Source organism: Streptomyces sp. NPDC049837, assembly GCF_040674455.1.
Classification (GTDB): Bacteria; Actinomycetota; Actinomycetes; order Streptomycetales; family Streptomycetaceae; genus Streptomyces.
Map to the genome: position 1 here is coordinate 93,782 of NZ_JBFAMP010000015.1, position 25,972 is coordinate 119,753.

At 71.8% G+C, this 25,972-nt stretch carries 24 protein-coding genes and 1 pseudogene; 11 read left to right on the plus strand and 14 right to left on the minus strand.

Annotated elements, in window-relative coordinates:
* Positions 1 to 97: 97 nt before the first annotated feature.
* The gene (locus AB0J57_RS31390) at positions 98 to 787 is read right to left on the minus strand and encodes a response regulator transcription factor (protein ID WP_366131749.1); all 690 of its coding nucleotides are present in this window, start codon (positions 785 to 787) and stop codon (positions 98 to 100) included.
* Complete coding sequence (locus AB0J57_RS31395; protein ID WP_366131750.1) at positions 781 to 1,947, minus strand: histidine kinase; 1,167 nt, start codon at positions 1,945 to 1,947, stop codon at positions 781 to 783. The genes AB0J57_RS31390 and AB0J57_RS31395 overlap by 7 nt, the downstream gene beginning before the upstream one ends.
* 143 nt (positions 1,948 to 2,090) lie before the next feature.
* Here AB0J57_RS31395 and AB0J57_RS31400 point away from each other — a divergent pair, with 143 nt between their 5' ends.
* Both AB0J57_RS31400 and AB0J57_RS31405 read left to right on the plus strand, forming a co-directional pair.
* The gene (locus AB0J57_RS31400; protein WP_366131751.1) at positions 2,091 to 3,566 is read left to right on the plus strand and encodes a hypothetical protein; all 1,476 of its coding nucleotides are present in this window, start codon (positions 2,091 to 2,093) and stop codon (positions 3,564 to 3,566) included.
* Complete coding sequence (locus AB0J57_RS31405; RefSeq protein WP_366131841.1) at positions 3,466 to 4,533, plus strand: glycosyltransferase family 4 protein; 1,068 nt, start codon at positions 3,466 to 3,468, stop codon at positions 4,531 to 4,533. Before AB0J57_RS31400 ends, AB0J57_RS31405 begins: the two co-directional genes overlap by 101 nt.
* Here AB0J57_RS31405 and AB0J57_RS31410 read toward each other — a convergent pair.
* The 6 genes from AB0J57_RS31410 to AB0J57_RS31435 all read right to left on the minus strand — a co-directional run bounded on the left by AB0J57_RS31410 (position 4,527) and on the right by AB0J57_RS31435 (position 11,014).
* The gene (locus tag AB0J57_RS31410) at positions 4,527 to 5,714 is read right to left on the minus strand and encodes a serine hydrolase domain-containing protein (protein ID WP_366131752.1); all 1,188 of its coding nucleotides are present in this window, start codon (positions 5,712 to 5,714) and stop codon (positions 4,527 to 4,529) included. The genes AB0J57_RS31405 and AB0J57_RS31410 overlap by 7 nt on opposite strands.
* A gap of 139 nt (positions 5,715 to 5,853) precedes the next feature.
* The gene (locus tag AB0J57_RS31415) at positions 5,854 to 6,972 is read right to left on the minus strand and encodes an LOG family protein (RefSeq protein WP_366131753.1); all 1,119 of its coding nucleotides are present in this window, start codon (positions 6,970 to 6,972) and stop codon (positions 5,854 to 5,856) included.
* Between the two features lie 83 nt (positions 6,973 to 7,055).
* Positions 7,056 to 8,222 carry a hypothetical protein gene (locus AB0J57_RS31420; protein ID WP_366131754.1) on the minus strand — a complete coding sequence of 389 codons (1,167 nt, stop codon included), beginning with the start codon at positions 8,220 to 8,222 and terminating at the stop codon, positions 7,056 to 7,058.
* Positions 8,204 to 8,932 carry an ATP-binding cassette domain-containing protein gene (locus AB0J57_RS31425; RefSeq protein ID WP_366131755.1) on the minus strand — a complete coding sequence of 243 codons (729 nt, stop codon included), beginning with the start codon at positions 8,930 to 8,932 and terminating at the stop codon, positions 8,204 to 8,206. The genes AB0J57_RS31420 and AB0J57_RS31425 overlap by 19 nt, the downstream gene beginning before the upstream one ends.
* A gap of 211 nt (positions 8,933 to 9,143) precedes the next feature.
* The gene (locus AB0J57_RS31430) at positions 9,144 to 10,523 is read right to left on the minus strand and encodes an aspartate aminotransferase family protein (RefSeq protein WP_366131756.1); all 1,380 of its coding nucleotides are present in this window, start codon (positions 10,521 to 10,523) and stop codon (positions 9,144 to 9,146) included.
* Positions 10,508 to 11,014: an Lrp/AsnC family transcriptional regulator gene (locus AB0J57_RS31435; RefSeq protein WP_189551667.1), complete on the minus strand. Its 507-nt coding sequence runs from the start codon at positions 11,012 to 11,014 to the stop codon at positions 10,508 to 10,510. Before AB0J57_RS31435 ends, AB0J57_RS31430 begins: the two co-directional genes overlap by 16 nt.
* Positions 11,015 to 11,192: 178 nt before the next feature.
* On the opposite strand from AB0J57_RS31435, the gene AB0J57_RS31440 reads away from it, so the two are divergent.
* Positions 11,193 to 12,629, plus strand: a complete 1,437-nt coding sequence (locus AB0J57_RS31440) for a gamma-aminobutyraldehyde dehydrogenase (RefSeq protein ID WP_366131758.1) — start codon at positions 11,193 to 11,195, stop codon at positions 12,627 to 12,629.
* 78 nt (positions 12,630 to 12,707) lie between these two features.
* Here AB0J57_RS31440 and AB0J57_RS31445 read toward each other — a convergent pair whose 3' ends face one another.
* Positions 12,708 to 14,645: a serine/threonine-protein kinase gene (locus tag AB0J57_RS31445; RefSeq protein WP_366131759.1), complete on the minus strand. Its 1,938-nt coding sequence runs from the start codon at positions 14,643 to 14,645 to the stop codon at positions 12,708 to 12,710.
* Between the two features lie 118 nt (positions 14,646 to 14,763).
* Between AB0J57_RS31445 and AB0J57_RS31450 the strand changes: the two genes are divergently transcribed.
* Both AB0J57_RS31450 and AB0J57_RS31455 read left to right on the plus strand, forming a co-directional pair.
* The gene (locus AB0J57_RS31450; protein ID WP_366131760.1) at positions 14,764 to 15,012 is read left to right on the plus strand and encodes a hypothetical protein; all 249 of its coding nucleotides are present in this window, start codon (positions 14,764 to 14,766) and stop codon (positions 15,010 to 15,012) included.
* 155 nt (positions 15,013 to 15,167) lie between these two features.
* Entirely contained in the window at positions 15,168 to 15,698 is a 531-nt protein-coding gene (locus AB0J57_RS31455; protein WP_366131761.1) for a hypothetical protein, read from the plus strand.
* Here the strand turns inward: AB0J57_RS31455 and AB0J57_RS31460 are convergent.
* The 4 genes and pseudogenes from AB0J57_RS31460 to AB0J57_RS31475 form a co-directional block, all read right to left on the minus strand.
* A pseudogene (locus AB0J57_RS31460) lies at positions 15,673 to 16,092 on the minus strand (serine hydrolase); the annotation flags it as partial. The gene AB0J57_RS31455 and the pseudogene AB0J57_RS31460 sit on opposite strands and share 26 nt — an antisense overlap.
* Before the next feature lie 5 nt (positions 16,093 to 16,097).
* On the minus strand, positions 16,098 to 16,883 hold the full coding sequence (locus tag AB0J57_RS31465) for an SAM-dependent methyltransferase (protein ID WP_366131762.1): 786 nt from the start codon (positions 16,881 to 16,883) through the stop codon (positions 16,098 to 16,100).
* On the minus strand, positions 16,880 to 17,572 hold the full coding sequence (locus AB0J57_RS31470) for a glycerophosphodiester phosphodiesterase (RefSeq protein ID WP_366131763.1): 693 nt from the start codon (positions 17,570 to 17,572) through the stop codon (positions 16,880 to 16,882). Before AB0J57_RS31470 ends, AB0J57_RS31465 begins: the two co-directional genes overlap by 4 nt.
* A 5-nt stretch (positions 17,573 to 17,577) precedes the next feature.
* Positions 17,578 to 18,603: an adenosine deaminase gene (locus tag AB0J57_RS31475; protein WP_366131764.1), complete on the minus strand. Its 1,026-nt coding sequence runs from the start codon at positions 18,601 to 18,603 to the stop codon at positions 17,578 to 17,580.
* Positions 18,604 to 18,697: 94 nt separating this feature from the next.
* Between AB0J57_RS31475 and AB0J57_RS31480 the strand changes: the two genes are divergently transcribed.
* Complete coding sequence (locus tag AB0J57_RS31480; RefSeq protein ID WP_366131765.1) at positions 18,698 to 19,336, plus strand: DUF4190 domain-containing protein; 639 nt, start codon at positions 18,698 to 18,700, stop codon at positions 19,334 to 19,336.
* Between the two features lie 202 nt (positions 19,337 to 19,538).
* Here the strand turns inward: AB0J57_RS31480 and AB0J57_RS31485 are convergent, their stop codons facing one another.
* Entirely contained in the window at positions 19,539 to 20,090 is a 552-nt protein-coding gene (locus AB0J57_RS31485; protein WP_366131766.1) for an NADAR family protein, read from the minus strand.
* A 175-nt stretch (positions 20,091 to 20,265) separates the two neighbouring features.
* Here AB0J57_RS31485 and AB0J57_RS31490 point away from each other — a divergent pair, with 175 nt between their 5' ends.
* The 5 genes from AB0J57_RS31490 to AB0J57_RS31510 are packed head-to-tail and all read left to right on the plus strand — an operon-like array spanning position 20,266 to position 25,954.
* Positions 20,266 to 21,771 (plus strand): gamma-aminobutyraldehyde dehydrogenase, encoded by a 1,506-nt coding sequence (locus AB0J57_RS31490; RefSeq protein ID WP_366131767.1) that lies wholly within the window; start codon positions 20,266 to 20,268, stop codon positions 21,769 to 21,771.
* Positions 21,772 to 21,803: 32 nt separating this feature from the next.
* Positions 21,804 to 23,048 carry a spermidine/putrescine ABC transporter substrate-binding protein gene (locus tag AB0J57_RS31495; protein ID WP_366131768.1) on the plus strand — a complete coding sequence of 415 codons (1,245 nt, stop codon included), beginning with the start codon at positions 21,804 to 21,806 and terminating at the stop codon, positions 23,046 to 23,048.
* Between the two features lie 40 nt (positions 23,049 to 23,088).
* Positions 23,089 to 24,237: an ABC transporter ATP-binding protein gene (locus tag AB0J57_RS31500; protein ID WP_366131770.1), complete on the plus strand. Its 1,149-nt coding sequence runs from the start codon at positions 23,089 to 23,091 to the stop codon at positions 24,235 to 24,237.
* Positions 24,234 to 25,160, plus strand: a complete 927-nt coding sequence (locus tag AB0J57_RS31505) for an ABC transporter permease (protein ID WP_366131771.1) — start codon at positions 24,234 to 24,236, stop codon at positions 25,158 to 25,160. Before AB0J57_RS31500 ends, AB0J57_RS31505 begins: the two co-directional genes overlap by 4 nt.
* Positions 25,160 to 25,954: an ABC transporter permease gene (locus AB0J57_RS31510; protein ID WP_366131772.1), complete on the plus strand. Its 795-nt coding sequence runs from the start codon at positions 25,160 to 25,162 to the stop codon at positions 25,952 to 25,954. Before AB0J57_RS31505 ends, AB0J57_RS31510 begins: the two co-directional genes overlap by 1 nt.
* Positions 25,955 to 25,972 lie beyond the last annotated feature (18 nt).

A 25,972-nucleotide genomic window follows, 5' to 3' on the forward strand; every position in this document is an offset into this window, starting at 1 on the left:
GACGAGAGAAAGGGCGTGGGCGTTGCTTTTTGCGCAGGCGTGGGCGTCGCTTTGTCAGGTGTGGGCGTTGCTCTGCCAGACCTGTGCCGACCTTTGGTCAGGCAGGTGCGGACGCGTCCCGGCCCGGGAGCACCAGCCCCAGCTCGTACGCCAGGATCACCGCCTGCGCCCGGTCCCTGAGGCCCATCTTCGCGAAGAGCCGGTTGATGTGGGTCTTCACGGTGTGGTCGGTGATGGTGAGCGTCTCCGCGATCTCGGCGTTCGACAGGCCCCGGGCGATCAGCACCAGCACCTCCACCTCCCGGGCGGTCAGCCCGTCGACCGGCCGCGGCGGCAGCACACCCGCCCGCTGGCGGGCGAACTCGGCGATCAGCCGCCGCGTCACGGCCGGCGCCAGCAGCGCGTCGCCGCGCGCCACCACCCGTACCGCGTGCAGCAGTTCCGGGAACGTCGCGTCCTTGAGCAGGAAGCCGCTCGCGCCCGCCGCCAGCGCGTCGTACACGTACTCGTCCAGGTCGAAGGTGGTCAGCATCAGCACCTTCGTCGCCCCGCCGGACGCGGCGAGGATCTCGCGGGCGGCCTGGATGCCGTTCTTGTGCGGCATCCGGATGTCGAGGAGGGCCAGGTCGGGCCGCTGCTCGGCCGCGACCCGGACGGCCTGCGCGCCGTCCTCGGCCTCGCCGACGACGTCGATGTCGTCCTGCGTCGCGAGCAGGCTGACGAAACCGGTGCGGACGACCGCCTGGTCGTCGGCCACGATCGCCCTGATCGTCGCGGGAGTCACCATGGGAGTACCGCCTCCACGAGAAAGCCGCCGTTCGGGCCCGGGCCGGTGCGTACGCTTCCCCCGAGAAGCGTGGCTCGTTCGCGCATGCCGGTGAGGCCGTGTCCCGTGCCGTCGGTCTCGTCCGGAGGACCGGGGCCGTCGTCCGCCACGCGTATGGTCAGTCGGTCCGAGGCGTACAGGATGTCCACCACCGTATGGGCTCCGGGGGCGTGCCTGCGCGCGTTGGTCAGCGCCTCCTGGACGATGCGGTACGCGGACAGCTCCCACCCGGCCGGCAGCGCCACCCGCTCGCCGTTCACCCGGAGGTCCGCGCTGCCGCCCACGGCACGGTGCTGCTCCACCAGTTCCTCCAGCCCCGCGAGCGTCGGCTGCGGTGCCGTCGCCGCCCGGTCGCCGGGTCGGGTGCGCAACACGCCCAGCAGGCGGCGCAGTTCGGTCATCGACGAGCGGGCCGTGCCGGCGATCTGCTGGAGCGCGTCGCGTGCCTCGGGGGACAGGTCCGGTGTCGTGTACGTCGCGCTCTCCGCCTGTACGGCGATCATCGACACCGAGTGCGCGACGACGTCGTGCAGCTCCCGCGCGATCGCGGCGCGCTCCGCCTCGGCCGCCTGCCGCCGCTCCATCGCGAGCAACCGCTCCTGCGCGGCGGCCCGTTCGTCGCGGGCCTCCTCACGCGCGCGTACCGCGTCGCCCGCGCACACCGCGCCCAGGACCACCACCGTCAGCAGGAACGTCTCCGCGTACAGGCCCGGGTCCAGCCGGTGGCCCTCGACGAGGGACGGCCGCACCGCCGGGGCCATGGCCGCCCACTTCGGGATGTGCACCAGATTCACGCCCAGCGACGCGAGGGCCCCCGCGCCGACCAGAACCGCCGGGTGCTGCACCCGGTGGCGGCCCAGGGTGTAGAGGCCCATCACGCCGCTGATCACCGTCACCAGGTACAGGCTCGTATCGGCGCCGAAGCCGATGAACGCCGCCGCGACCGTCAGCAGTGCCGTCTCCGGCCGGGTACGGCGCCACATCAGGGAGGCGGACGAGATGAGGACCGAGCCCGCCACCCAGGGCGACCCCGGCACCAGCGCCAGCTCCACAACCGTGCCGCCGGTGAGGGCGGCCCCGGTCACCCAGGGGTACGCGGGATTTCTGACGAGCGCGTTCATGGCCCCGATTGTCGCGGGGCGCGGGCGGGACGCGCGTCGGAGCACGGGTTGATCCGTGGGCCGTCCCTCATGCCAGGGGTTGGGTCCGAAGACCGGATTCACGTGTGACGTACGGGCGTTGGGGCGTTCCTAGCCTCGACCGCATGATCGAGCGGAGTGGAACACGGGTCCTCTGGGCGGGGTGCGGGGGCGTCGCCGGGGCGCTCGCCGCGGTGTCGGACCTGGGCCCGCACCGGGTGTGGGGCGTCACGGCGGCGCTCGGCTACGGGGCGGCGGCGCTGCTCGCGGGGTACCGCCGCGTGGCGATGGGCGCCGCCCTGCTGGGGGCGGTGGCGGTGCCGCTGGTGCTGCTCGTGGTGACCGGCCGGGGGCAGTTGGAGGTGGCCGTCGTCGAACGGTCGGGCGCGCTGCTGATGGCGACCGGCGTCCCGTACGCGCCGGAGCCGGGCGGGCTCGCCGACTACAACCCGTACCTGCCGGGGATGGCGGTCCTCGGGGCGCTGCCGGGGGACGCGCGGTGGTGGATGGGCGGGGTGTTCGTCGCGTCACTGGCCGCGGTACGGGCTTCGCCCTGGGTGGTCGCGTGCCCGCTGGTCGCCCTCCCGCTGGCCGTGGGCGGCGTCGACCTGCCGGTCGCCGGCCTCATGTGCCTGGGCCTCGCCCTCGCGGGCCGGGACCGCGCGGGTCCCGCCGGTCTCGCCCTGGGCGCCGCGGCCACCCTCAAGTGGACGGCCTGGCCGGCGCTGCCGGTGGCGTTGGCGCTGCTGGGGCGGGTGGGACACCCGTTGTGGGCAATCGTTCCGCAGGGCGATGGGGGTCCCCCCTGCTCGAGCGAAGCCGAGAGCTTGGGGGAGGGTGGGCACAACGGGACGGGGCGGTGCCCTTACCCGGTGACCCCTGGGGCGGTGCCTGTCCGGTGGGTGGGGGGCGGGGCCCCTCCGGGCTCACCTCCTCGAGGCCGGCGGCCTTGGGTCACGCGCAAGGGAGCCCGGCCTTCGCCGCCAACCTCTGCGGGGGCGACCCTGCACGGCGCCGCCCCGGCCGTCTGCCGGGTGCGGGCCGTCCTGCGGTGCGCCGGGGCCGCGGTGGGGGTCGCGGTGGTCGCTGTCGTGCCGGTGGCACTTGCCGACGCCGGGGCTCTTTACACGCACGTCGTCGCCTTCCCGCTCGGGCTCGCCGGCACCGAGTCGCCCGCCGCCAGTCCCTTCCCGGGGCGGCTGCTGGCCGCGTACGTGCCCGGCGGCGCCGTCGTCGCGGGGGTGCTGCTGGTGGTGAGCGCCGTGCTCGTGGCCGGCTCGCTGGTGGTCAGGCCGCCCCGGACCGTGCGGGCGGCGGCCGGGCGGCTCGCGCTCGGGCTGACCCTCGCGATCGCGTTCATGCCCGCGACCCGGTTCGGCTATCTCGTCCACCCGTTCGTCCTGCTCGCGTGCCTCTCAGGGAGGGCCCATGCACCGTACGCTCGTCGTCACCAACGACTTCCCGCCCCGGCAGGGCGGCATCGAGACGTTCGTGAAGGCGGTGACGGACCGGTTCCCGCCCGACCGGGTGGTGGTGTACACGTCGGCGGAGGCGGGCGCCGCCGCGCACGACGCCGGGCTTCCGTACCCGGTCGTCCGTGACCGCGCCCGGATGCTGCTGCCCACGCCTCGCGTGACCGCCCGGGCCGTCGCGCTGGCCCGCGAGCACGGGTGCGACAGCGTCTGGTTCGGGGCGGCCGCGCCGCTCGGGCTGATGGCCGGCAGGCTGCGGCGGGAGGCCGGGGTGCGGCAGTTGGTCGCCACGACGCACGGCCACGAGGTGTGGTGGGCCCGCACGCCCGGCGCCCGGGCCCTGCTGCGGCGCATCGGCGCGCGGGTGGACGTCGTCACGTACCTGGGCGCGAGCACCCGGGCGCCCATCGCCGCCGCGATCGGACCGGCTCCGAGGCTCGCGCGGCTCGTGCCCGGCGTGGACGCCGGTGTGTTCCGGCCCGGCGCCGACGCGGGCCCCGTACGCCGCCGTTACGGCCTCGGTGACGCGCCCGTCATCCTGTGCGCCGCCCGCCTGGTCGCCCGCAAGGGCCAGGACGCCCTGATACGCGCCCTGCCGGGGGTCCACGCGCGCGTACCGGGCGTCAGGTTGCTGCTCGTCGGCTCGGGTCCGTACGAGAGCCGCCTGCGCCGCCTGGCCGCCGAGCACGGCGTGACGGCTGCCGTCGTCTTCGCGGGTGGCCACGCGCACGACGAGCTGCCGTCCTTCTACGCGGCCGCCGACGTGTTCGCGATGCCTTGCAGAAGCCGTAAACGCGGTCTGGAGGTCGAGGGCCTCGGCATCGTGTACCTGGAGGCCGCCGCGGCCGGGCTGCCGGTCATCGTGGGCGACTCGGGCGGCGCGCCCGACGCCGTACGGGACGGCGAGACCGGCCATGTCGTCGACGGGCGGGACGTGGCGGCGGTCACCGGCCGGCTGGTGGACCTGCTGACCGACCGCCAGGCCTCCCGGCTGATGGGGGAGAAGGGCCGTGACCTGGTCCTCCGCGCATGGACGTGGGACCGCACGTACGACACTCTCACCCGACTGCTGGGAGGCGGCGGACCGCGTCAGTGACGGAGCAGCGCGCAGACGAAGTCCTCCTGGACCTTGCGCATCTCGGCCAGCAGCTTCGGCGTCCCCTGGGACACCTGGGTGCTGAGGGAGAACGTCAGCGAGCGCTTGCCGTCGGGTGTGGCGGCGGCGAGCTGGGTGTAGCCCAGGACGGTGCCCGTGTGGCCGTAGACGACGCCGCAGCGCGTCGTGTACTTGAACAGCGCGAGACCGGCCTCGTTGCGGCCCGGGCCGGGGTTCACCGAGGAGCCCTTCACCCACTTCGTCTGCTGCTTGCGGGTCTCCTTGGACAGAGGCCTGCCGCCCGCGTAGGCGCGCATGAAGGCGTTCAGGTCGTTCGGGGTGGAGACGATCCCGCCGGAGGCCCAGACGGCCGACCCGCTGACGGAGTCGCTGACGTCGTCCAGCCCTCGGGGCTCGACGACGTAGCCGTGGATGTAGGGGCGGGGAAGCCGGTGCCCCCTCGGCAGGCTGGTGTGGTGGAGGCCGAGCGGCCGGAAGACGAGCCGGCGCAGCAGCTCCTCGTACGGGCGGCCCGTGGCCGCCTCCGCCATGAGTGCCACCACGATGTTGTCGGAGTTGCCGTAGCGGTAGCGCGAGCCCGGCTTGAACAGGAGGGGCTCGTCGGCGACGAAGTCCAGCAGCCCGCGCGGGTCGAACTCGCGGCGGGGGTCGGCCGTGAACAGCTCCAGGAAGTCGCGGTCCTCGGTGTAGTCCGGCAACCCGCTGGTGTGCTGGAGCAGGTGCCGGAGCGTCACCTTGTGCCAGGCCGCGGGCAGCCAGGGAAGGCGCTTGCCGATCGTGTCGCCGAGCCTCAGCTCGTCGCGGTCCACGAGCTGGAGCGCCACGGCCCCGCTGTACGCCTTGGACACACTGGCGATCCGCATGTGGTCGCCGGGCCGGGGCGGCCGTTTGGACTTCACGTCGGCCACACCGGCGCGGTAGATCTGGACGTCCCGGCCCCGTTGCAGCACGGCGATCGCACCTGGCGGGCCGTCCGGGCGCGCCACCAGCTCCCGCAGCGCCTTGCGCAGAGCGCGGTCGTGGCCGTCGGGACGCGGGGCCTCGGCCTGCGCCGGTCCGGCGACCAGGCCGGCGGCACAGGCTCCGGCCGCGACCAGGGCGGCGGTCAGTCTCAGACGGGTGCGGAAGGGGCGTCCGCGGCGGGTGGGCGCTGCACGCATACCGGCGTACCTCCTGGGAGTCATCCGTGCCCGGCGCCTGCCGGGCCGCTCACGGCCCAGCATCCGGCGCCCCCGCCAACGGCGCCCGCCCAGTGGGCCATCCGGCCTTATGGAGGGAGGTGGTTCGTGGTGTGTCGTGCTACCGGGGTCCGCCGAGCCGCCGCAGCGCCTCCGGGGCCTCGTCCACGCTGTCGACGAGGGCGATGCGCGGCTCCATGGAGCGGCCGGCGGCGAGGGCCCGTAGCAGGGGCCAGGCGGGCAGGTGCTCGGTCCAGTGGGTGCGGTTGACCAGGACCATGGGGGTCGGTTCGCCGCGCGACTCGTAGTAGTTGGGGGTGGCGTTGTCGAAGATCTCCTGGACGGTGCCGGCGGCGCCGGGGAGGAAGACGACCCCCGCGTTGCAGCGGGCCAGCAGGCCGTCCTCGCGGGTGGCGTTCGCGAAGTACTTGGCCGTGTGGGACGCGAAGGCGTTCGGCGGCTCGTGGCCGTAGAACCAGGTGGGGATGCCCACCGAGTCGCCGCCCTCCGGCCAGCGGGACCGCACCTCGAACGCCGCCCGCGCCCAGTCGCCCACGGACGGCGCGAACGACGGCTCCTTGCCGAGCAGCAGCAGCGCCTCCTCCAGCATGGCGTCGTCGTACGGCGCGGCGTACGCGCCCAGGTTGGCCGCCTCCATGGCGCCGGGCCCGCCGCCCGTCGCGACGGTCAGCCCGGCGCGGGCGAGGCTGCGGCCGAGGCGGGCGGCGCCCGCGTACGCGTCCGTGCCGCGCGCCATGGCGTGCCCGCCCATCACGCCCACCACACGCGCCCCGTCGAGGTGTTCGTCGAGCGCGTCGGAGACCGCGTCGTCGTGCACGGCCCGCAGCATGGACGCGAAGATGTCGCCGTCCGTCTTCGTCCGCTGGAACCAGGCGTAGGTCAGCGCGTCCGGGGTGTGCTCGTAACCCCGCTCGGCGAGGCCCGCGAACAGCTCGCCGGGGGAGTACAGCAGCCCCCGGTACGGGTCGAACGGCAGGTCCGGCACGGGCGGGAAGACGAGCGCCCCCTCCGCCCGCACCTTCGCGGCGGCGTCCGGCTCCATGCGGCAGCCGAGGAAGACGGCACCCGTCACCGGCAGGGCGAGCAACGCGCTCGTACGCTCCGTCAGGTCCACCGACTGGAGGCGGTGGCCGACGAGACTGCCGCGCGCGGCCACCTCGTCGAACTCCTGGAGCGTTTCGATCTCGCGGTCGTGGCCGTGCCGAGGGGAGTGCGCCATGCCGACACGATAGTCCTACGAACGGTCCTCCCCTGTACCGCCCTTCAACGCGAGACCCCGGCAGGGGATACCGGCGACGGCGATCAGCGCCGCAGCGGCAGCACCGCCAGCTCCGCCACCGCCCACGTCAGCGGCGCGAACACGGCCAGCAGCGTCAGGGCGCGCAGCGCCACCGCCAGCCGGAGCATCGAGCCCGAGGCGCCCAGCCGCAGCAGCGCGTCCTTCGTGGTGACGCGGGTCTGCCGCGACTCCAGCGCCGCGGTCAGCAGCGTCGCCGTGGTGCACGCCATGACCAGTGCGGCGCCCAGCCCGGTCAGCGGGCCGAAGGGGCGCGCGCCGCCCGCCCCGTACAGGCTCGTGGCGCCGATCGTGGTCGCGGCCACCGCGCCCGCCACGCCCAGCGGGCGGCCGATGCGCCGGGCCTCCTCCATCAGGGCGCGCCCCGCCAGCAGCCGGGTCACGCCCGGGCGGAACGTCTGGAGCAGTTGCCCGGACAGGTATGTGAGCCCCGGCCCGGCGACGGCGAGGCCCAGCGCGGTGAGCGCCCAGCCCGCCAGCACGCCCGCCGGGCCGCCGCCGAAGCCGCCCGCCGGCGGCAGCGCGTCCAGGGCCGTGGCGCGCGCGGCGTACGTCTCGATCGCCAGGCCCAGCGCGATCAGCGCCACGCCCCATGGCAGCCCGGCCGGTGCCGCCGGCGGGGCGGGGTCGGCGGCGTCGGGGTCGTCGTCCAGGACGGCCTTGCGGCTCGGGCGCAGCGTCAGGGCGGCGGCCCCGGAGGCGGTGACCGGCACGATCGCCAGCAGCGTCAGCGCGGCGGCGAGCGGCAGTGGCCGGCCGGCGCCCAGCAGCTCGGCGGACGCCCCGTCGAACGGCAGGCCCGTGAGGTCGCCGCGCAGGTGCAGGAAGACCAGCAGGGCGACCATCGAGCCGAGCGAGCAGGACACGGCGGTCGACGCGGCGGCGATCGCGGCGAGCCGCGCCGGGCCCAGCCCGATGGCCGACAGGCTGGGGCGCGGCCGGGTGGCCGGGTCGGTACGGGCGACGGCGACCGCGAAGTGCACGGTCGCGGCAAGCGGCAGGGCGCACCAGGCCAGCCGCATCAGGGCCGCCTGTGACTCGCCGGGGTGCCCGACCGCGTACCCCAGGGTGCACAGCAGCAGGAACCCCACCCCGGCCGAGGCGGCCGCGACGAGCAGCCGCCGCAGGAGCACCAGGGGGTGGGTGCCGCGGGCTAGACGGAGAGCGAGCACGCGTCGCGGCCCTCCGCTCCGTTGAGGTGTACGGAGTTGACGCGCCGCCCGTCGAGCAGGTGCACCGTGCGGTCGGCGAGCGCCGCCACCTCCGGGTCGTGGGTGGCGAGCAGGACGGTGATGCGGTGCGACCGGGCGGCGGCGGTGAGGGTACGCAGCACCTGGGCGCCGTCGGCGCGGTGCAGGGGCGCGGTCGGTTCGTCGGCGAACAGCAGCGACGGCATGGTCACCAGGGCGCGGGCGATGGCGACGCGCTGGCGCTGGGCCTGGGGGAGGGCGTGCGGCCGCTGGCGCGCGCAGTCGCCGGCGTCGAGCCGCTCCAGCCAGTCCAGGGCGGCGGCCTTGGCGGCGCGGCGGGAGGTGCCGCGCAGCATCAGCGGCAGGGCGGCGTTCTCCCAGGCGGTCAGTTCGGGGACGAGGCCCGGCTCGGGGCCGATCCAGCCGAACCGGTCGCGGCGGAGCCGTTCGCGCTGAAGCCGGGTCATGGTGTGGACGGGGGCGCTGTTGTACCAGACCTCGCCGTCGCCGGGGACGAGCCGGCCGGACAGGCAGCGCAGGAGCGTCGTCTTGCCGCATCCGCGCGGCCCGCTGACCGCGAGGATCTCGCCCTCGCGCACGCCGAGGGAGACACCTTGAAGCGCGGGGGAGCCGTTGTGGGAGTGGTGCAGGGCGCGTGCCCAGAGCACGTCGTTGTCCGGCGGGGCCACCATGGCGAACACCTCGGTATCGGTTCTGATGTGTCGTCCCCCGTACGTTGTTCCCCCGTATGGGGGAACGATGGCAGGGCGGATCGGTCACAGGAACCGTAGGTATTGGCGAGCCGGGTGTCCGGACAGCACACGGCCCGGGTCACGCCATCTCACTCGGATGGGGCATGACCCGGGCCGCGTTCAGCCTACGATCGGACGATCACGTCGAGGGTTACAGCTTCGTCCAGGCCTCGGTGAGGGTGGCCCGGAGGATCTGCTCGATCTCGTCGAACGTGGACTGGTCGGACACCAGCGGCGGCGCGAGCTGGACGACCGGGTCGCCGCGGTCGTCGGCACGGCAGTACAGGCCGTTGTCGAACAGCGCCTTGGAGAGGAACCCGTACAGGACGCGCTCGGTCTCCTCCTCGTTGAACGACTCCTTGGTCGCCTTGTCCTTGACGAGCTCGATGCCGTAGAAGTAGCCGTTGCCGCGGACGTCGCCGACGATCGGCAGGTCGTGCAGCTTCTCCAGCGTGGCGCGGAAGGCGCCCTCGTTGTCCAGGACGTGCTGGTTGAGGTTCTCGCGCTCGAAGATGTCGAGGTTGGCGAGGCCGACGGCCGCGGAGACCGGGTGACCACCGAAGGTGTAGCCGTGCAGGAAGGTGTTGTCACCCTTGTAGAACGGCTCCGCCAGGCGGTCGGAGATGATGCACGCGCCGATCGGGGAGTAGCCCGAGGTCATGCCCTTGGCGCAGGTGATCATGTCCGGTACGTAGCCGAACTTGTCGCACGCGAACATCGTGCCGAGGCGGCCGAAGGCGCAGATGACCTCGTCGGAGACGAGCAGCACGTCGTACTGGTCGCAGATCTCGCGCACGCGCTGGAAGTACCCGGGCGGCGGCGGGAAGCAGCCACCGGCGTTCTGCACCGGCTCCAGGAAGACCGCCGCGACGGTCTCCGGGCCCTCGAAGAGGATCTGCTGCTCGATCTGGTCGGCGCACCAGCGGCCGAAGGCCTCCGGGTCGTCGCCGAAGAGCGGAGCGCGGTAGATGTTGGTGTTCGGCACCTTGTGCGCGCCCGGCACCAGCGGCTCGAAGGGGGCCTTCAGGCCCGGCAGGCCGGTGATGGACAGCGCGCCCTGCGGGGTGCCGTGGTAGGCGACCGCGCGGGAGATGACCTTGTGCTTGGTGGGCTTGCCGACCAGCTTGAAGTACTGCTTGGCCAGCTTCCAGGCGGTCTCGACCGCCTCGCCGCCACCGGTGGTGAAGAAGACCTTGTTGAGGTCACCGGGGGCGTGGTGCGCGATGCGCTCGGCCAGCTCGACGGCCTTCGGGTGGGCGTAGGACCACACCGGGAAGAAGGCGAGCTCCTGGGCCTGCTTGTAGGCGGTCTCGGCGAGCTCGGTCCGGCCGTGGCCGGCCTGGACCACGAACAGGCCGGCGAGGCCGTCGAGGTAGCGCTTGCCCTTGTCGTCGAAGATGTAGGTGCCCTCGCCGCGGACGATGGTCGGGACGGGGCTGTTCTCGTACGACGACATGCGGGTGAAGTGCATCCACAGGTGGTCGTAGGCGGTCTTGGAGAGGTCCTTGCTCACGGCTATCGGGTTCCCCACATATAGGTCTGCTTCTTGAGCTTGAGGTAGACGAAGCTCTCGGTGGAGCGCACGCCGGGGAGAGTGCGGATGCGCTTGTTGATCACATCCAGAAGGTGGTCGTCGTCCTCGCAGACGATCTCCACCATGAGGTCGAAGGAGCCCGCGGTCATCACCACGTACTCGCATTCGGCCATGGCCGTCACGGCGTCCGCCACCTGCTCCACGTCGCCCTCGACATTGATCCCGACCATCGCCTGCCGGCGGAAGCCGACGGTGAGCGGGTCGGTGACGGCGACGATCTGCATGACGCCCTGATCGAGGAGCTTCTGGACGCGCTGCCGCACGGCCGCTTCCGACAGGCCGACGGCCTTGCCGATGGCGGCGTACGGACGGCGTCCGTCCTCCTGGAGCTGTTCGATGATCGCCAGGGATACGGCGTCGATCGTCGGTGACGATCCGTTCCCGGCCCTGGGGTCTGCGCTTCGACTGGCCACGTCTTCACTGTGCACCGAGTCTCGTCACTCGCGCAACCCCAGATCGAGGAAATTCGTTGTTCGGGAGATCCAATCCGACTGAATCCGAAGTTCTGGAGCGTCGGGCCTGTCGAAAGCGTGGGTTCAGCGATTAGGGTGGGGCTGTCCAGCACTTGGACACCGAGAACCACGAGACCGACAGGAGGGGTGGCAAGTGACCACCGAGCTGCGTCGTCTGCGCAACTACATCAACGGGGAGTTCCGGGACGCCGCCGACGGACGGACCATCGACGTGGTCAACCCGGCCACCGGCGAGGTGTACGCCACTTCTCCGCTCTCCGGGCAGGCGGACGTGGACGCCGCCATGGAGGCCGCCGCGGCCGCCTTCCCGGCCTGGCGCGACACCACGCCGGCCGAGCGCCAGAAGGTGCTGCTGAAGATCGCCGACGCCTTCGAGGAGCGCGCCGAGGACCTCATCGCGGCCGAGTGCGAGAACACCGGCAAGCCGATCGAGCTCACCCGCAGCGAAGAGATCCCGCCGATGGTGGACCAGATCCGCTTCTTCGCGGGCGCCGCGCGGATGCTGGAGGGCAAGTCCGCCGGTGAGTACATGGAGGGCATGACCTCGATCATCCGGCGCGAGCCGGTCGGCGTCTGCGCCCAGGTCGCGCCCTGGAACTACCCGATGATGATGGCCGTGTGGAAGTTCGCCCCGGCGCTCGCCGCGGGCAACACCGTCGTCCTCAAGCCGTCGGACACCACCCCGGCCTCCACCGTGCTGATGGCCGAGATCATCGGCTCGATCGTCCCCAAGGGCGTCTTCAACGTCATCTGCGGCGACCGTGACACCGGCCGCGCCATGGTCGAGCACCCCACCCCGGCGATGGCCTCCATCACCGGCTCCGTACGCGCCGGCATGCAGGTCGCCGAGTCCGCCGCCAAGGACGTCAAGCGCGTCCACCTGGAGCTGGGCGGCAAGGCGCCGGTCGTCGTCTTCGAGGACACCGACATCGCCAAGGCCGTCGAGGACATCTCCGTCGCGGGCTTCTTCAACGCCGGCCAGGACTGCACCGCCGCCACCCGCGTGCTCGTCCACGAGTCCATCCATGACGAGTTCGTCTCCGCGCTGGCCAAGGCCGCGTCCGAGACCAAGACCGGTCAGCCGGACGACGCGGACGTGCTGTACGGCCCGCTCAACAACGCCAACCAGCTCAAGCAGGTCACCGGCTTCATCGACCGCCTCCCCGCCCACGCCAAGGTCGAGGCGGGCGGCCACCGGGTCGGCGACAAGGGCTACTTCTACGCCCCGACCGTCGTCTCCGGCCTCAAGCAGGACGACGAGATCGTGCAGAACGAGGTCTTCGGCCCCGTCATCACCGTCCAGTCCTTCCGTGACGAGGAGCAGGCCGTCGAGTACGCCAACGGCGTCGAGTACGCGCTCGCCTCCTCCGTCTGGACCAAGGACCACGCGCGCGCGATGCGCATGTCCAAGGCGCTGGACTTCGGCTGCGTGTGGATCAACACCCACATCCCGCTGGTCGCGGAGATGCCGCACGGCGGCTTCAAGAAGTCCGGCTACGGCAAGGACCTCTCGGCGTACGGCTTCGAGGACTACACGCGCGTCAAGCACGTGATGACCTCGCTCGGCTGACAACCGTCACGCCAATGGGGCGGGCGGGCCAGGGGATCGTTCCCCGGGCCCGCCCGCGCCCTTTTCCGGTCCAGGTGATCAGGGGTCGCGGCGGTTGAGCTCCTCCTGGACGGTGCCCTTCGGCCGGTCCGCCCGGCTCGCGTAGAGCTTCCCCTCTCCCGCCGGGGTGAGCACCATCGAACCCCGCACCGGGCAGGCGCTCTTGGCCGAGGTGAGCGGCCCGAGGACGAGCCGGTCGCTGTGCGCACCCGAGAGCACGGCCTTCCACCTGCACTCCTTGAAGGAGCCCGCGCCGGTCGCCGTCGCGACCTCGTCACCGACCGCACCCTGCTTGATCGTCACCCTGAGGCTGTTGACCGCGGGCTTGACCGGAAGGTCCCAGGTCCCGATGAACTTCGGGTGGACGGCGAGATCGCTCGTCTCCGCCGGCTTGAGCGTCGTGGACGCGCCCATCGTCTCCCACAGCAGCGTGCCGTCCGGCTGCGCCTTGAGGACCTGGTTCTGCGACGCCTTCGCGCAGCTCTTGGCCCCGGCGGGCACGGTCTTGGCCCGGCTGCCGCCGCCCAGGACGACCTTCTCGTCGCTGGCGGAGACCAGCGGGGCGCGGTCCTGGCAGAGCGCGTGCGGCAGGGTGTACGTGACGGTGGCCACCATCCGGCCCTTCTCGCCCTGCACGATGTCGAAGCGCCCCTGGAACTCGCCCTCGGTACCCGCCCGCATCACGCCCTCCCACGCGCCGACGTAGGCGTCCGGCACGGCACCGATGGGCTCGCGGATCTCGGGCGTCTTGTCGTCGTCGCCGACGATCATGCCGATGACGACGAGCAGGACGATGCCCACCACCGGCACCCCGATCACGATGCTCAGCACGATCACCGCCAGCCGCGCACCGCTCCCGGACCCGTTGCCCGGAGGGCTCGGGGCCAGGTGCTGCGAGGGCAGGTGCTGAGGGGCCACGTGCTGCGGGGGCACGTGGTGCATGTAGGGGTGGGGATGCGGCGCGGGAGGCGGCGTCTGGAACGCCGTGGGCGCGTACGGCAGGCCCAGGTGCGGCGGCTGTGCCGACTGCGGCGGCGGGCCCGACTGTGCCACAGGGCCGTGGGCCGACGCGGGCAGCTCCGCGTCCAGCAGCCGCGCCGCCCGCTGGCCCAGCTCCGCGAGCAGCGCGCCCGGCAGCCAGGCCCCGGCGGGCTCGGCGTCCCGCGTGGCCTCGATCAGCTCCGCCACCGAGGGGCGGCCGGCCGGGTCCTTGATCAGACAGGCCCTGACCAGGCCGGTCAGCCGCTGCGGCACGCCCACCAGGTCGGGTTCCTCCTGCACGATCCGGTACATCAGGCTGTGGACGCCGCTGTCGGCGCTGCCGAACGGCATCCGTCCCGTCGCCGCGTACGCGAGGACCGCGCCCAGGCAGAACACGTCCGACGCGGGCGTGATGCTCTCGCCGCGCACCTGCTCCGGCGACATGAAGCCGGGCGAGCCGACGACCGCGCCGGTACGGGTCCTGACGTCACCGGCGGCACTGTGCGCGTCCAGCGCGCGGGCGATGCCGAAGTCGATCACACGGGGGCCGTCCACGGTCACCAGGACGTTGGAGGGCTTCAGGTCGCGGTGCACCAGGCCCACGGAGTGGATGGACTCCAGCGCCTGGGAGAGCCCGCTCGCCAGGGCGCGTACGGACGTGTCGGGCAGCGGCCCGTGGTCCTTGCCGACGACCTCCGACAGGGACGGACCCGGAATGTAACCGGTCGCCACCCAGGGCACCGCGGCCCCCGTGTCGGCGTCCAGCACCGGCGCCGTCCACCGCCCGCCGACGCGCCGCGCCGCGGCCACCTCCTGTGCGAACCGCTGCCGGAACTCGCCGTCCTGGGCCAACTGACGGAGGATCAACTTCACGGCGACGGTCCGGCCGCCCTCGCTGCGCGCGAGATAGACACGGCCCATGCCGCCCTCGCCCAGGCGTCCGAGGAGGCGGTACGGGCCTATCCAGGTGGGGTCTTCAGCGCTGATCGGTTGCACCGTCGGATCTTCGCACAGTGACGCTCGGTCACCGGCCCGCCCGCCGCTTTCCGCCCGGTCCATGAGCGTGCGACGCCCGGGGACGGGTACCCGGACGGCCCGCGACCAGGGAGGAAGCATGAGCCAGGAGAAGGACCGCGGCACCCGCGAGCCCCACGACGAGCGCGGGCCCGGAGCCCACTCGGGCGCGGAGCAGCAGGCCACCCGCCGTACCGTCCCCGGGACGGCGAGCGCGGCGGAGGGCTACCGCCCCGGTGAGGGCACCGAGGGCGGCGAACCGCTCAAGGGAGTCGAGGCGCGGCAGAAGGACACGGACACGCAGGACACCGGCGAGCAGAAGCGCGGCGAGCAGAAGCGCGGCGGGTAGAAGCCTGGCGAGCAGAAGCGCGGCGAGTGGAAACCCGGCGAGCAGGGCGGTCCCCGGCGCAGGGCGCAGACGCCACCATCCTGCCGCACACCGGTAGGCACGGACGCCTCCGGGCCCCGGTAAAGCGCGCGTAAACCCCGGCGTACGCTGCGGACATGAGCGAGACCCGCGCCCTACTGCGGCGTATACGTGTGTGGTTGGTGGTTTTCATCGTCTGTCTGGTGCTGAGCGGAGCCACGGCCTTCCCGCTCGTCACCGAACTGCACCTCGCCGAGGACGCCCTCAACGGTTGGGCGTCGCCCGTCGCCGACGCGTTCCCCGGCCTCCAGGAGTGGATCGAGCGCGTACGCACCGGCCTCGACACCGCCGACGAGCAGTACCCGTTCCTGCTGTACGGGACCGACTGGCTCGCCTTCGCGCACCTCGTCATCGCCGTCGCCTTCTACGGGCCCTACCGCGACCCCGTCCGCAACATCTGGGTCATCGACTTCGGCATGATCGCCTGCGCCGGGATCATCCCGCTCGCGTTGATCTGCGGCCCGATCCGGGACATCCCCTTCTGGTGGTCGGTGATCGACATGTCCTTCGGGGTCTTCGGAGTGATCCCGCTGCTGGTCGTACGCCGCATGATCAAGCGCCTGGAGGCGCTCACCGAGCCCGTCAGCGCTCGAACGCTGCTCGTATGATCCGCTCGGCCACCGGGTTCATGCCCCTGCCCTTCGCGTCCGTCGAGTTCACGGAGTACACCAGGGTGCGGGAGAGGTCCTCGGTGGCCGCGATCAGCGCGTTGTAGCCCCACCGGCCGCCCGTCTTCAGCCACAGCACGCGGCCGTCCTCCGCCACGTAGCGCTGCAACCCCGCGCTCATGGTCGCCCCGGGCACACCCGCCGGAACGGTGAACATCTCCTTCAGCAGCGGGCCGCGCACCACCCGCCCCCGGAACAGCGCCAGCAGGAACCGCTCCAGATCGGCGGTCGTCGAGACGATGTCGCCGGCCGCCCAGCCGCCCGTGACGCCCCACACCGTCACGTCCCGCAGCTCCTTCGTGCCGTCCGGCATCGGGAAGACCTGGTAGCCGTGGCCGATCACGGCTTGCGGGCGACCGCGCCGAATTGCGCCACCTCCGTCGCCGCCGCGAAACGCCAGCTCGCGCACGACACGATGCCCGGCGCCAGGACCTCGAGACCGTCCAGGAACGACGCGAACTCGGCGCGGCTGCGGGCGGTGATCGGCGGGGTGGCGTTCCTGTTCCAGAACTCCATCGCCTCCGCGTTGCCCTCGCCGCCCAGCTCCAGCGTCGGGTGGGTCAGCACCAGGTGACTGCCGGACGGCACCGCAGCCATCAGTGTCCGGACGATCGAACGGGCCTCGTCCGTGTCCAGGACGAAGTTCAGGATGCCGAGCATCATCACCGCGACCGGCCGGTCCAGGTCCAGGACCGGCCGGACCGCCTCCAGGATCCGTTCCGGCCGGTGCGCGTCCGCGTCGATGTACTCGGTCACGCCCTCGGGGGAGCCGGTGAGCAGCGCGCGGGCGTGGGTGAGGACGATCGGGTCGTTGTCGACGTACACCACCCGCGCGTCGGGCGCGACGCGCTGGGCGACCTCGTGGGTGTTGTCGGCGGTCGGCAGGCCCGTGCCGATGTCCAGGAACTGCCGGACGCCCGCCTCACCGGCCAGGTAGGTCACGGCCCGGCCGAGGAACGCCCGGTCGGCGCGGGCGACTTCGCCGATGCTCGGGTACATGGCGACGATCTCGTCGCCGACCGCACGGTCGACGGGGTAGTTGTCCTTGCCGCCGAGCCAGTAGTTCCAGACGCGGGCGTTGTGCGCGATGTCGGTGCGGATCCTGCCTGTGCTGTCCGGGGTCACGTGCGGCTTCCCTTCAGTACGGCGCTCAGCGTGTCCACGCGGTTGGTGGTGATCGAGTCCACCCCGTCGGCGATCAGCCTGCGCATGGTGCGGCGCGTGTCGGCCGTCCAGGCGGAGACGAGCAGCCCGTCCCGGTGGACCCGGTCGGCGAGCGCCCGACTGACCAGCCCGAAGCGGTAGTTGAGCCAGCGCGGCGCCACCGCCTCCAGCAGCACCGGGCGCGGCGGGGCGAGAGTCGTCCACGTCAGGGCGATCTCGGCGCCCGGGTCGGCCGCCCGGACCAGCAGCATGGCGGCGGCACTGGAGCAGTAGTACGCGCGGTCGGCCGCGCCGCACTCGTGGACGGTGCCCACGATGGTGCGCACCGACCGCTCCGTGGCGCCCGGCAGGTCGACCATCACCCGGTGGCCGTCGAGCGCGTCCAGCGCCTCGGCCAGGGTGGGCACGCCCTCCGCGCCGGTCAGCTCGCGCAGCTCGTCCAGCGTGACGTGGGCGAGCGGCCGGTCCACGCCCCACAGGCGCCCCAGCGACTCGTCGTGGAGGAGCACCGGGACGCCGTCGCGGGTGAGCCGTACGTCGATCTCCACCGCGTCCGCCCCGCGCGCGACCGCCGAGCGGAGCGACGCGAGCGTGTTCTCACGGACGCGGTACGGATCGCCCCGGTGGGCGACGACGGTGACGGTACGCATCACGGCTACCGCGCGAGCCACTCGTTGGTGTAGCTGTCGATCTCGGCGGCGATCCTCGCCTTGCCGGCCGGGTCGAGGAACGACGCCTCCACGGCGTTCCTGGCGAGCGCGGCGACGCCCCGCTCGTCCAGGCCCAGGAGGCGGGCGGCGACGCCGTACTCCGTGTTGAGGTCGGTGCCGAACATCGGCGGGTCGTCGGAGTTGATGGTGACCAGCACCCCGGCGTCCACCATCTCCTTGATGGGGTGCTCGTCGATGTTCGCGACGGCTCGCGTGGCGATGTTGGAGGTCGGGCACACCTCCAGCGCGATGCGGTGCTCGGCGAGGTGCGCCAGCAGCTCGGGGTCCTGGACGGAGCTGGTGCCGTGGCCGATGCGCTCGGCGCGCAGCTCGGTCAGGGCGTCCCAGACGGTCTGCGGGCCGGTCGTCTCGCCGGCGTGCGGCACGGAGTGGAGCCCGGCGGCGATGGCCCGGTCGAAGTACGGCTTGAACTGCGGGCGCGGTACGCCGATCTCGGGGCCGCCGAGCCCGAACGACACCAGGCCCTCGGGCCGCAGGTCCACCGCGAGCCGGGCCGTCTCCTCGGCCGCCTCCAGACCGGCCTCGCCGGGGATGTCGAAGCACCAGCGCAGGATGACGCCGAGCTCGGTCTCGGCGGCGGTGCGGGCGTCCTCGATGGCGGCCATGAACGCCTTCTCGTCGATGCCGCGCCGGGTGGAGCTGAACGGCGTGACGGTCAGCTCCGCGTACCGGATGTTCTGCCGGGCCATGTCGCGGGCGACCTCGTACGTCAGCAGCCGGACGTCCTCCGGGGTGCGGATGAGGTCGACGACCGACAGGTACACCTCGATGAAGTGGGCGAAGTCGGTGAAGACGAAGTAGTCGACGAGCGCCTCGGGGTCGGTGGGGACCTTCGAGTCGGGGTGGCGGGCGGCCAGCTCGGCGACGATCCGGGGCGAGGCCGAGCCGACGTGGTGGACGTGCAGCTCCGCCTTGGGCAGCCCCGCGATGAAGGGGTGCAGATCGGTCATCGGGGTCCTCCGTGTGCGGTTCGTGGTTCGCCGGGCTGGTCAGGGATCATCGTAGGGCGGCCGTTAGCATGACCGGACACGATGGGGGAGGCCCATGTCAGAGCAGAGTGATCCGACCGATCCGTGGGCTCCGCCCGAGAGCAGGACGCCCCGGGACCGGGCCGAACCGTCGCCGTTCCAGCCGCCGTCGTCCCCGCCGGGCGTCCACGAACAGCCGACGATGACGTCCATACCCGGCGAACTCCCGCCGCCCCCGATAGCCCCGGGCGGCCCCGCCCAGCCCCCGCCCGGCCCGTACGGCTACCCGGCCCCCACGCCGGCCACCGGTGCGTACGGCTACCCCGGCTACCCGGGCTACGGCGGTCACGCCGGCTACAGCCCCTACGGCCAGCCCGGCTGGCAGCCGGCCCCGGCCAACGGCATGGGCATCACGGCTCTCGTCCTCGGCATCATCGCGGTGGTCGTCTTCTGCCTGTGGGGCCTGGGCGTCATCCTGGGCGTCCTGGCCCTGATCTTCGGCATCATCGGCCGCAAGAAGGCCCAGCGGGGCGAGGCCAACAACCACGGCATGGCGCTGGCCGGCATCATCCTCGGCGCGGTGGGGATCGTGATCAGCGGCGCGTTCCTGGCCTTCATGATCTGGTCGATCGTGACTCGGCAGGGTGACGTCTACGAGGAAGACAGCAGCGAGGACCCCTTCGCCACGTCGCTGGTGATCACGACGTCACGCTGACGTCCGCCCCGAGGGGTCCCCTTCTGAGCCCCACCCGTTGTGGGCAATCGTCCCGCAGGGCGGGACGGGTGGGCACAACGGGACGGGGCGGTGCCTTTGCCCGGTGCCCCCTGGGGCGGTGCCTGGTCCCGGTGACCCCGGGTGCGGGCCGGTGGGTCGGGCGGTCAGCCCGGCCGGATGCCGGGTGCGGGGCAGGGGCCGGTCAGCCCGTCGCTCGTAGCTTCGCGCGGGCCTCCATCAGCGCGAAGCCCAGCAGGTTCAGGCCGCGCCAGCGGGCCGGGTCGTGGGCGCGCTCGTCGTCGGCGGCGAGGCCGATGCCCCAGACGCGGTCCACGGGGCTCGCCTCCACCAGGACGCGGTCGCCCGTCGACAGCAGGAACGCCCGCAGCCCCGGGTCCGCGGCGAACTTGTGCTCGCTGCCCGCGACCACGATGCCGAACCGCTCCCGCTTCCATATCGCCTCGTCGAAGCCGCGCACCAGCCGGCCCGCCTTCTTCGCGAGCGCCGGGTTCGGCGCCTCGACGGCCTGGCGCTCGGCGTCCGCGTCGCCGAAGAGGCGGGCCTTCGACGCCATCATCCAGTGCTCGGCCGTCGCGTACTCCACGCCGTCGACCGTGAACGGCGACGGCCACCACTGGCTCAGACAGCTCGCCCCGAGCGTCCCGTCCCGCTTCGGCGTGTGCCCCCAGAAGTGCAGAAACTTGACGCGCTCACCCCTGCTGACCTGCTCGATCAGCTCGTGGATCTTCTCCATGCACGCCAGTCTGGCAGTCGCCACTGACACTCCGTACCGAGATTCCCGCGCCCGCCCGACACATGGTCGACCGAATCCGTCGCGTAACCAAAAGGCAACAACGGAATCCCTTGTTGGGTAGGGATACCTCTGTCAGGATCGGCACTCAATTCGAGCCGGGACAACGGAGAGCGTCATGGGCAACCGCTTCCAGGAACTCGACCGCTTCGCGGCCGGGGCGCAGTACATCGGCGGGCGGCTGCGGCCCGGCACCTCGGGGCGCGAACACACCGTCGTCGACCCGGCGACCGGCGGGGACGTGCTCACGTACGAACTCGCCGGCACCGCCGACGTGGACGCCGCCGTCGCCGCCGCCCGTGACGCGCTGCCCGGTTGGGCGGGCGCGACACCGGGCGAACGGTCCGACGCGATGCACCGGTTCGCCGCCCGACTGGCCGAGCGGGCCGAGGAGTTCGCCCAGGCGGAGTCCCTCCAGTGCGGCAAGCCCATCAAGCTGACGCGCGAGTTCGACGTGCCCGGCACGGTCGACAACACCGCCTTCTTCGCGGGCGCCGCCCGTCATCTGCAGGGCCAGTCGGCCGGTGAGTACAGCGGCGACCACACGTCGTACGTGCGGCGGGAGCCCATCGGTGTCGTCGGGTCGATCGCGCCCTGGAACTATCCGTTGCAGATGGCCGCGTGGAAGGTCCTCCCGGCCATCGCCGCCGGTAATACGGTCGTGCTGAAGCCGGCCGAACTGACCCCGCTCACCTCGCTGATGTTCGCCCAGGCGGCCACCGACGCCGGCATCCCCGACGGTGTCGTCAACATCGTCACCGGGGCCGGGCGGGAAGCGGGGGAGCATCTGGTGGGGCATCCGGATGTCGCGATGACGTCGTTCACCGGGTCCACCGCCGTCGGCAAGCGCGTCGCCGAGATCGCCACCGCCACCGTCAAGCGGCTCCACCTCGAACTCGGCGGCAAGGCACCCTTCGTCGTCTTCGACGACGCCGATCTGGAGGCCGCCGTCCACGGCGCCGTCGCCGGCGCGCTCATCAACACCGGCCAGGACTGCACCGCCGCCACGCGCGCGTACGTCCAACGGCCGCTGTACGACGCGTTCGTGGAGCAGGTCGCCGACCTGATGGCGAGCGTGCGCCTGGGTGACCCCTTCGAGGAGAGCACCGACCTCGGGCCGCTCATCAGCCACGCCCAGCGCGACCGCGTCGCCGCCTTCGTCGACCGCGCCCGGGCGTACGCCACCGTCGTCACCGGCGGCGTCGCGCCCAACAATGGCGGCGCCTACTACAGGCCCACCCTCATCACCGGCGCCGCCCAGGACAGCGAGATCGTCCAGGCGGAGATCTTCGGGCCGGTGCTGGTCGTGCTGCCTTTCGACGGTGATGACGAGGGCATCCGGCTGGCCAATGACACGCCCTACGGCCTGGCCGCGTCCGCCTGGACCCGCGACGTCTACCGCGCCGGCCGGGCGACCCGCGAGATCAAGGCGGGTTGCGTCTGGGTCAACGACCACATCCCGATCATCAGCGAGATGCCGCACGGGGGCTACAAGGCATCCGGCTTCGGAAAGGACATGTCAACGTACTCCTTCGAGGAGTACACGCAGGTCAAGCACGTGATGTACGACAACACGGCGGTCGCCAGGAAGGACTGGCACCGGACCATCTTCGGGGACCGATAGCCCACGACGGCCCACACCGAAAGGCACAGCGCATGGAGCAGTACGAGCCCGACCTCTCCGCGGCACAACTCGCCGCGATGCGGCGCAGCCTCACGAACGGCAGGGGAGCCCTCACCCGCCGTTCCATGCTGCGCGCCACGGGTGTCGGCGCGCTCACGATCGGCGGCGTCGCCGGTCTGGGCGCCTGTGGAATCCCGCCCGCCAAGCGGGAGGGTGATGGTCCCGCCTCCACCGACTTCTCGGCCAAGGAGAAGCAGCTCACCTTCTCCAACTGGACCCAGTACATCGACATCAGCGACGACGAGAAGCACCGTCCCACCCTGGAGGCGTTCACCAAGCGCACCGGGATCAAGGTCAAGTACACCGAGGACATCAACGACAACGTCGAGTTCTTCGGCAAGATCAAGCCGCAGCTCGCCGCCGGCCAGGACACCGGCCGCGACCTGATCTGCGTCACCGACTGGCTCGCCGCCCGCATCATCCGGCTGGGGTGGGCGCAGAAGCTCGATTCGGCCAACCTCCCGAACGCGTACGCGAACCTGTCGTCGCAGTTCCGCCGCCCCGACTGGGATCCGGGCCGCGCCTACTCGTACCCCTGGACCGGCATCTCCACGGTCATCGCGTACAACAAGAAGGCCACCGGCGGCCGCAAGGTCGACTCCGTCACCCAGCTCCTCGACGACCCCAAGCTCAAGGGGCGGGTGGCGTTCCTGTCCGAGATGCGCGACTCGGTCGGCATGACGCTCATCGACATGGGCAAGGACCCGGGGAAGTTCACCGACGCCGACTTCGACGCGGCCCTCGGCCGTCTCCAGAAGGGCGTCGACACCCAGCAGATCCGCCGCTTCACCGGCAACGACTACACCGGCGACCTCAACAAGGGCGACATCGCCGCCTGCCTCGCCTGGGCCGGTGACGTCATCCAGCTCCAGGCCGACAACCCCGACATCCAGTTCGCGATCCCGAGCGCCGGCTACATCACCTCCAGCGACAACCTCCTGGTTCCCGCCAAGGCGCGGCACAAGACCAACGCCGAGAAGCTCATCGACTACTACTACGAGCTTCCGAACGCCGCCCGCCTCGCCGCGTACATCAACTACGTCTGCCCGGTCGAGGGCGTACGCGAGGAACTGGCCAGGATCGACCCCGCCCTGGCGTCGAACACCCTGATCCTCCCGGACAAGGCGATGGCCGCGAAGTCCCGTGCCTTCCGCTCCCTCAGCAGCGCGGAAGAGACGGCGTACGAGCAGAAGTTCGCCAAGCTCATCGGTGCCTGAGCCCATCGCCCGCCCCTCGACACCCCTGGGATCGCAACCCATGACTGACACGAACACCGGCGGCGACGTCCGCCTGTCCGGCATCAGCAAGACGTACGGCTCCTTCACCGCCGTCCACCCCCTCGACCTGACCGTCCCGCAGGGCTCGTTCTTCGCCCTCCTCGGTGCCTCGGGCTGCGGCAAGACCACCACGCTGCGCATGATCGCCGGCCTGGAGGAGCCCACCACGGGCACCGTCTTCCTCGGCGACAAGGACGTCACCGACCTGCCCCCCTACAAGCGGCCCGTCAACACCGTCTTCCAGAGCTACGCGCTCTTCCCGCACCTGAGCATCTACGAGAACGTCGCCTTCGGGCTGCGCCGCCGGGGCGTCAAGTCCGTGAAGAAGCAGGTCGACGAGATGCTCGACCTCGTCCAGCTCGGCGACAAGGCCCGGCACAAGCCGCACCAGCTCTCCGGCGGCCAGCAGCAGCGCGTCGCCGTCGCCCGCGCGCTCATCAACCACCCCCAGGTGCTCCTCCTCGACGAGCCGCTCGGCGCCCTCGACCTCAAGCTGCGCCGCCAGATGCAGCTCGAACTCAAGCGCATCCAGACCGAGGTCGGCATCACCTTCGTCCACGTCACCCACGACCAGGAGGAGGCCATGACCATGGCCGACACGGTCGCGGTGATGAACGGCGGCCGGGTCGAACAGCTCGGCGCGCCCGCCGACCTCTACGAGAACCCGCGCACCACGTTCGTCGCCAACTTCCTCGGTACGTCCAACCTCATCGAGGCCGAGGTCGTCGAGGCGGGCGCCGACGTCGTGGTGACCGCCGGCGACGGCAAACTGCGGCTGCCCGCCGACCGGTGCTCCGCCCCCACCTCGACCGGCGGCCGACTGCTGGTCGGCATCCGCCCGGAGAAGATCACGCTCGCTCACGCCGACGACGCGGGCGCGATCGCCACCGGGCGCAACAAGGTCACCGGCCGGATCGTCGACACCTCCTTCATCGGTGTCTCCACGCAGTACGTCGTGGACAGCCCGGCCGGCAGCGGCCTCCAGGTGTACGAGCAGAACGTCGAGCGGGACTCCCGGCTGGTCCCCGGCGCCGAGGTCGTCCTGCACTGGAACCCGGCGCACACCTTCGGCCTGGACGCCGCCCAGGACATCGACGCGGGCGTGGAAAAGGTGGAGGACGGAGCGTGACGATCACCGAAGCACCGCCCGCGTCCGAAGCGCCACCCGCCGTCGTACGCAAGACGGCCACGCGCAAGCGGCTCGTCCCCTACTGGCTGCTCCTGCCCGGCATCCTCTGGCTGCTCGTCTTCTTCGCGCTGCCGATGGTCTACCAGGCGTCCACCTCCGTCCAGACCGGCTCCCTGGAGCGGGGCTTCGAGGTCACCTGGCACTTCCAGACCTACTGGGAGGCCTTCACCGAGTACTGGCCGCAGTTCGTCCGGTCCCTGATGTACGCCGGCACCGCGACCTTCCTGTGCCTGCTGCTCGGCTACCCGCTCGCGTACCTCATCGCCTTCAAGGCGGGCCGCTGGCGCAACCTGCTCCTGGTCCTGGTCATCGCGCCGTTCTTCACCAGCTTCCTCATCCGTACGCTCGCCTGGAAGACGATCCTGGCGGACGGCGGCGCCGTCGTCGGCGCCCTGGACGCCCTGCACGTCCTGGACGTCACCAACTGGCTGGGCTGGACCCAGGGTGACCGAGTCCTGGCCACGCCCATGGCGGTGGTCTGCGGCCTCACGTACAACTTCCTGCCGTTCATGATCCTGCCGCTCTACACCTCCCTGGAGCGGATCGACGGGCGGCTGCACGAGGCGGCCAAGGACCTGTACGCGTCGCCCGCCACCACCTTCCGCAAGGTGACCTTCCCGCTGTCCATGCCCGGCGTGGTCTCCGGGACGCTGCTCACCTTCATCCCGGCGAGCGGCGACTACGTCAACGCCGAGCTGCTCGGCTCGACCGACACCAAGATGGTCGGCAACGTCATCCAGTCGCAGTTCCTCCGGGTGCTGGACTACCCGACGGCGGCCGCGCTGTCCTTCATCCTGATGGCCATCGTGCTGATCATGGTCACCGTCTACATCCGCCGGGCCGGAACGGAGGACCTGGTCTGATGCGCTGGCTCCGCAAGAACCTCGTCGTCATCGCGGGTCTGCTGACCCTCGCCTACATGATCCTGCCGAACGTCATCGTGATGGTGTTCTCGTTCAACAAGCCGGCGGGGCGCTTCAACTACTCCTGGCGGGAGTTCTCCACCGACGCCTGGCGGGACCCCTGCGGCGTCGCCGACCTGTGCGGCTCGCTCACGCTGTCGCTCCAGATCGCCGCCTGGGCGACCCTCGGCGCCACCCTCCTGGGCACCATGATCGCCTTCGCGCTGGTCCGCTACCGCTTCCGGGCGCGCGGCGCGGTCAACTCGCTGATCTTCCTGCCGATGTCCATGCCCGAGGTCGTCATGGCCGCCTCGCTGCTCACGCTGTTCCTCAACATGGGTGCCGAGCTGGGCTTCTGGACGGTCCTCATCGCGCACATCATGTTCTGCCTGAGCTTCGTCGTGGTGGCCGTCAAGGCACGGGTGATGTCCATGGACCCGCGCCTGGAGGAGGCCGCCAGGGACCTGTACGCGGGACCCGTGCAGACCTTCCTGCGGGTCACCCTGCCCATCGCGGCGCCCGGCATCGCGGCGGGCGCCCTGCTCGCCTTCGCGCTGTCGTTCGACGACTTCATCATCACCAACTTCAACGCGGGCTCCACCGTGACGTTCCCCATGTTCGTGTGGGGCTCGGCGCAGCGCGGCACGCCCGTACAGATCAACGTCATCGGCACGGCGATGTTCGTCATCGCGGTCCTGGTGGTCGTCGCCGGACAGGTCGCGGCCGGCCGGCGCAAGCGCACCGAAGTCTCATGAGTTCCTGAGGGAGTTGGA

Bases quoted from the DNA above. Each gene is read 5' to 3' on its own strand.
- AB0J57_RS31475 (WP_366131764.1), bottom strand. From the start codon at position 18,603: ATGACCGATCTGCACCCCTTCATCGCGGGGCTGCCCAAGGCGGAGCTG.
- AB0J57_RS31450 (WP_366131760.1), top strand. From the start codon at position 14,764: ATGAGCCAGGAGAAGGACCGCGGCACCCGCGAGCCCCACGACGAGCGC.
- AB0J57_RS31425 (WP_366131755.1), bottom strand. From the start codon at position 8,932: ATGGTGGCCCCGCCGGACAACGACGTGCTCTGGGCACGCGCCCTGCAC.
- AB0J57_RS31400 (WP_366131751.1), top strand. From the start codon at position 2,091: ATGATCGAGCGGAGTGGAACACGGGTCCTCTGGGCGGGGTGCGGGGGC.
- AB0J57_RS31495 (WP_366131768.1), top strand. From the start codon at position 21,804: ATGGAGCAGTACGAGCCCGACCTCTCCGCGGCACAACTCGCCGCGATG.
- AB0J57_RS31390 (WP_366131749.1), bottom strand. From the start codon at position 787: ATGGTGACTCCCGCGACGATCAGGGCGATCGTGGCCGACGACCAGGCG.
- AB0J57_RS31415 (WP_366131753.1), bottom strand. From the start codon at position 6,972: ATGGCGCACTCCCCTCGGCACGGCCACGACCGCGAGATCGAAACGCTC.
- AB0J57_RS31470 (WP_366131763.1), bottom strand. From the start codon at position 17,572: ATGCGTACCGTCACCGTCGTCGCCCACCGGGGCGATCCGTACCGCGTC.
- AB0J57_RS31490 (WP_366131767.1), top strand. From the start codon at position 20,266: ATGGGCAACCGCTTCCAGGAACTCGACCGCTTCGCGGCCGGGGCGCAG.
- AB0J57_RS31500 (WP_366131770.1), top strand. From the start codon at position 23,089: ATGACTGACACGAACACCGGCGGCGACGTCCGCCTGTCCGGCATCAGC.
- AB0J57_RS31410 (WP_366131752.1), bottom strand. From the start codon at position 5,714: ATGCGTGCAGCGCCCACCCGCCGCGGACGCCCCTTCCGCACCCGTCTG.
- AB0J57_RS31485 (WP_366131766.1), bottom strand. From the start codon at position 20,090: ATGGAGAAGATCCACGAGCTGATCGAGCAGGTCAGCAGGGGTGAGCGC.
- AB0J57_RS31395 (WP_366131750.1), bottom strand. From the start codon at position 1,947: ATGAACGCGCTCGTCAGAAATCCCGCGTACCCCTGGGTGACCGGGGCC.
- AB0J57_RS31455 (WP_366131761.1), top strand. From the start codon at position 15,168: ATGAGCGAGACCCGCGCCCTACTGCGGCGTATACGTGTGTGGTTGGTG.
- AB0J57_RS31510 (WP_366131772.1), top strand. From the start codon at position 25,160: ATGCGCTGGCTCCGCAAGAACCTCGTCGTCATCGCGGGTCTGCTGACC.
- AB0J57_RS31480 (WP_366131765.1), top strand. From the start codon at position 18,698: ATGTCAGAGCAGAGTGATCCGACCGATCCGTGGGCTCCGCCCGAGAGC.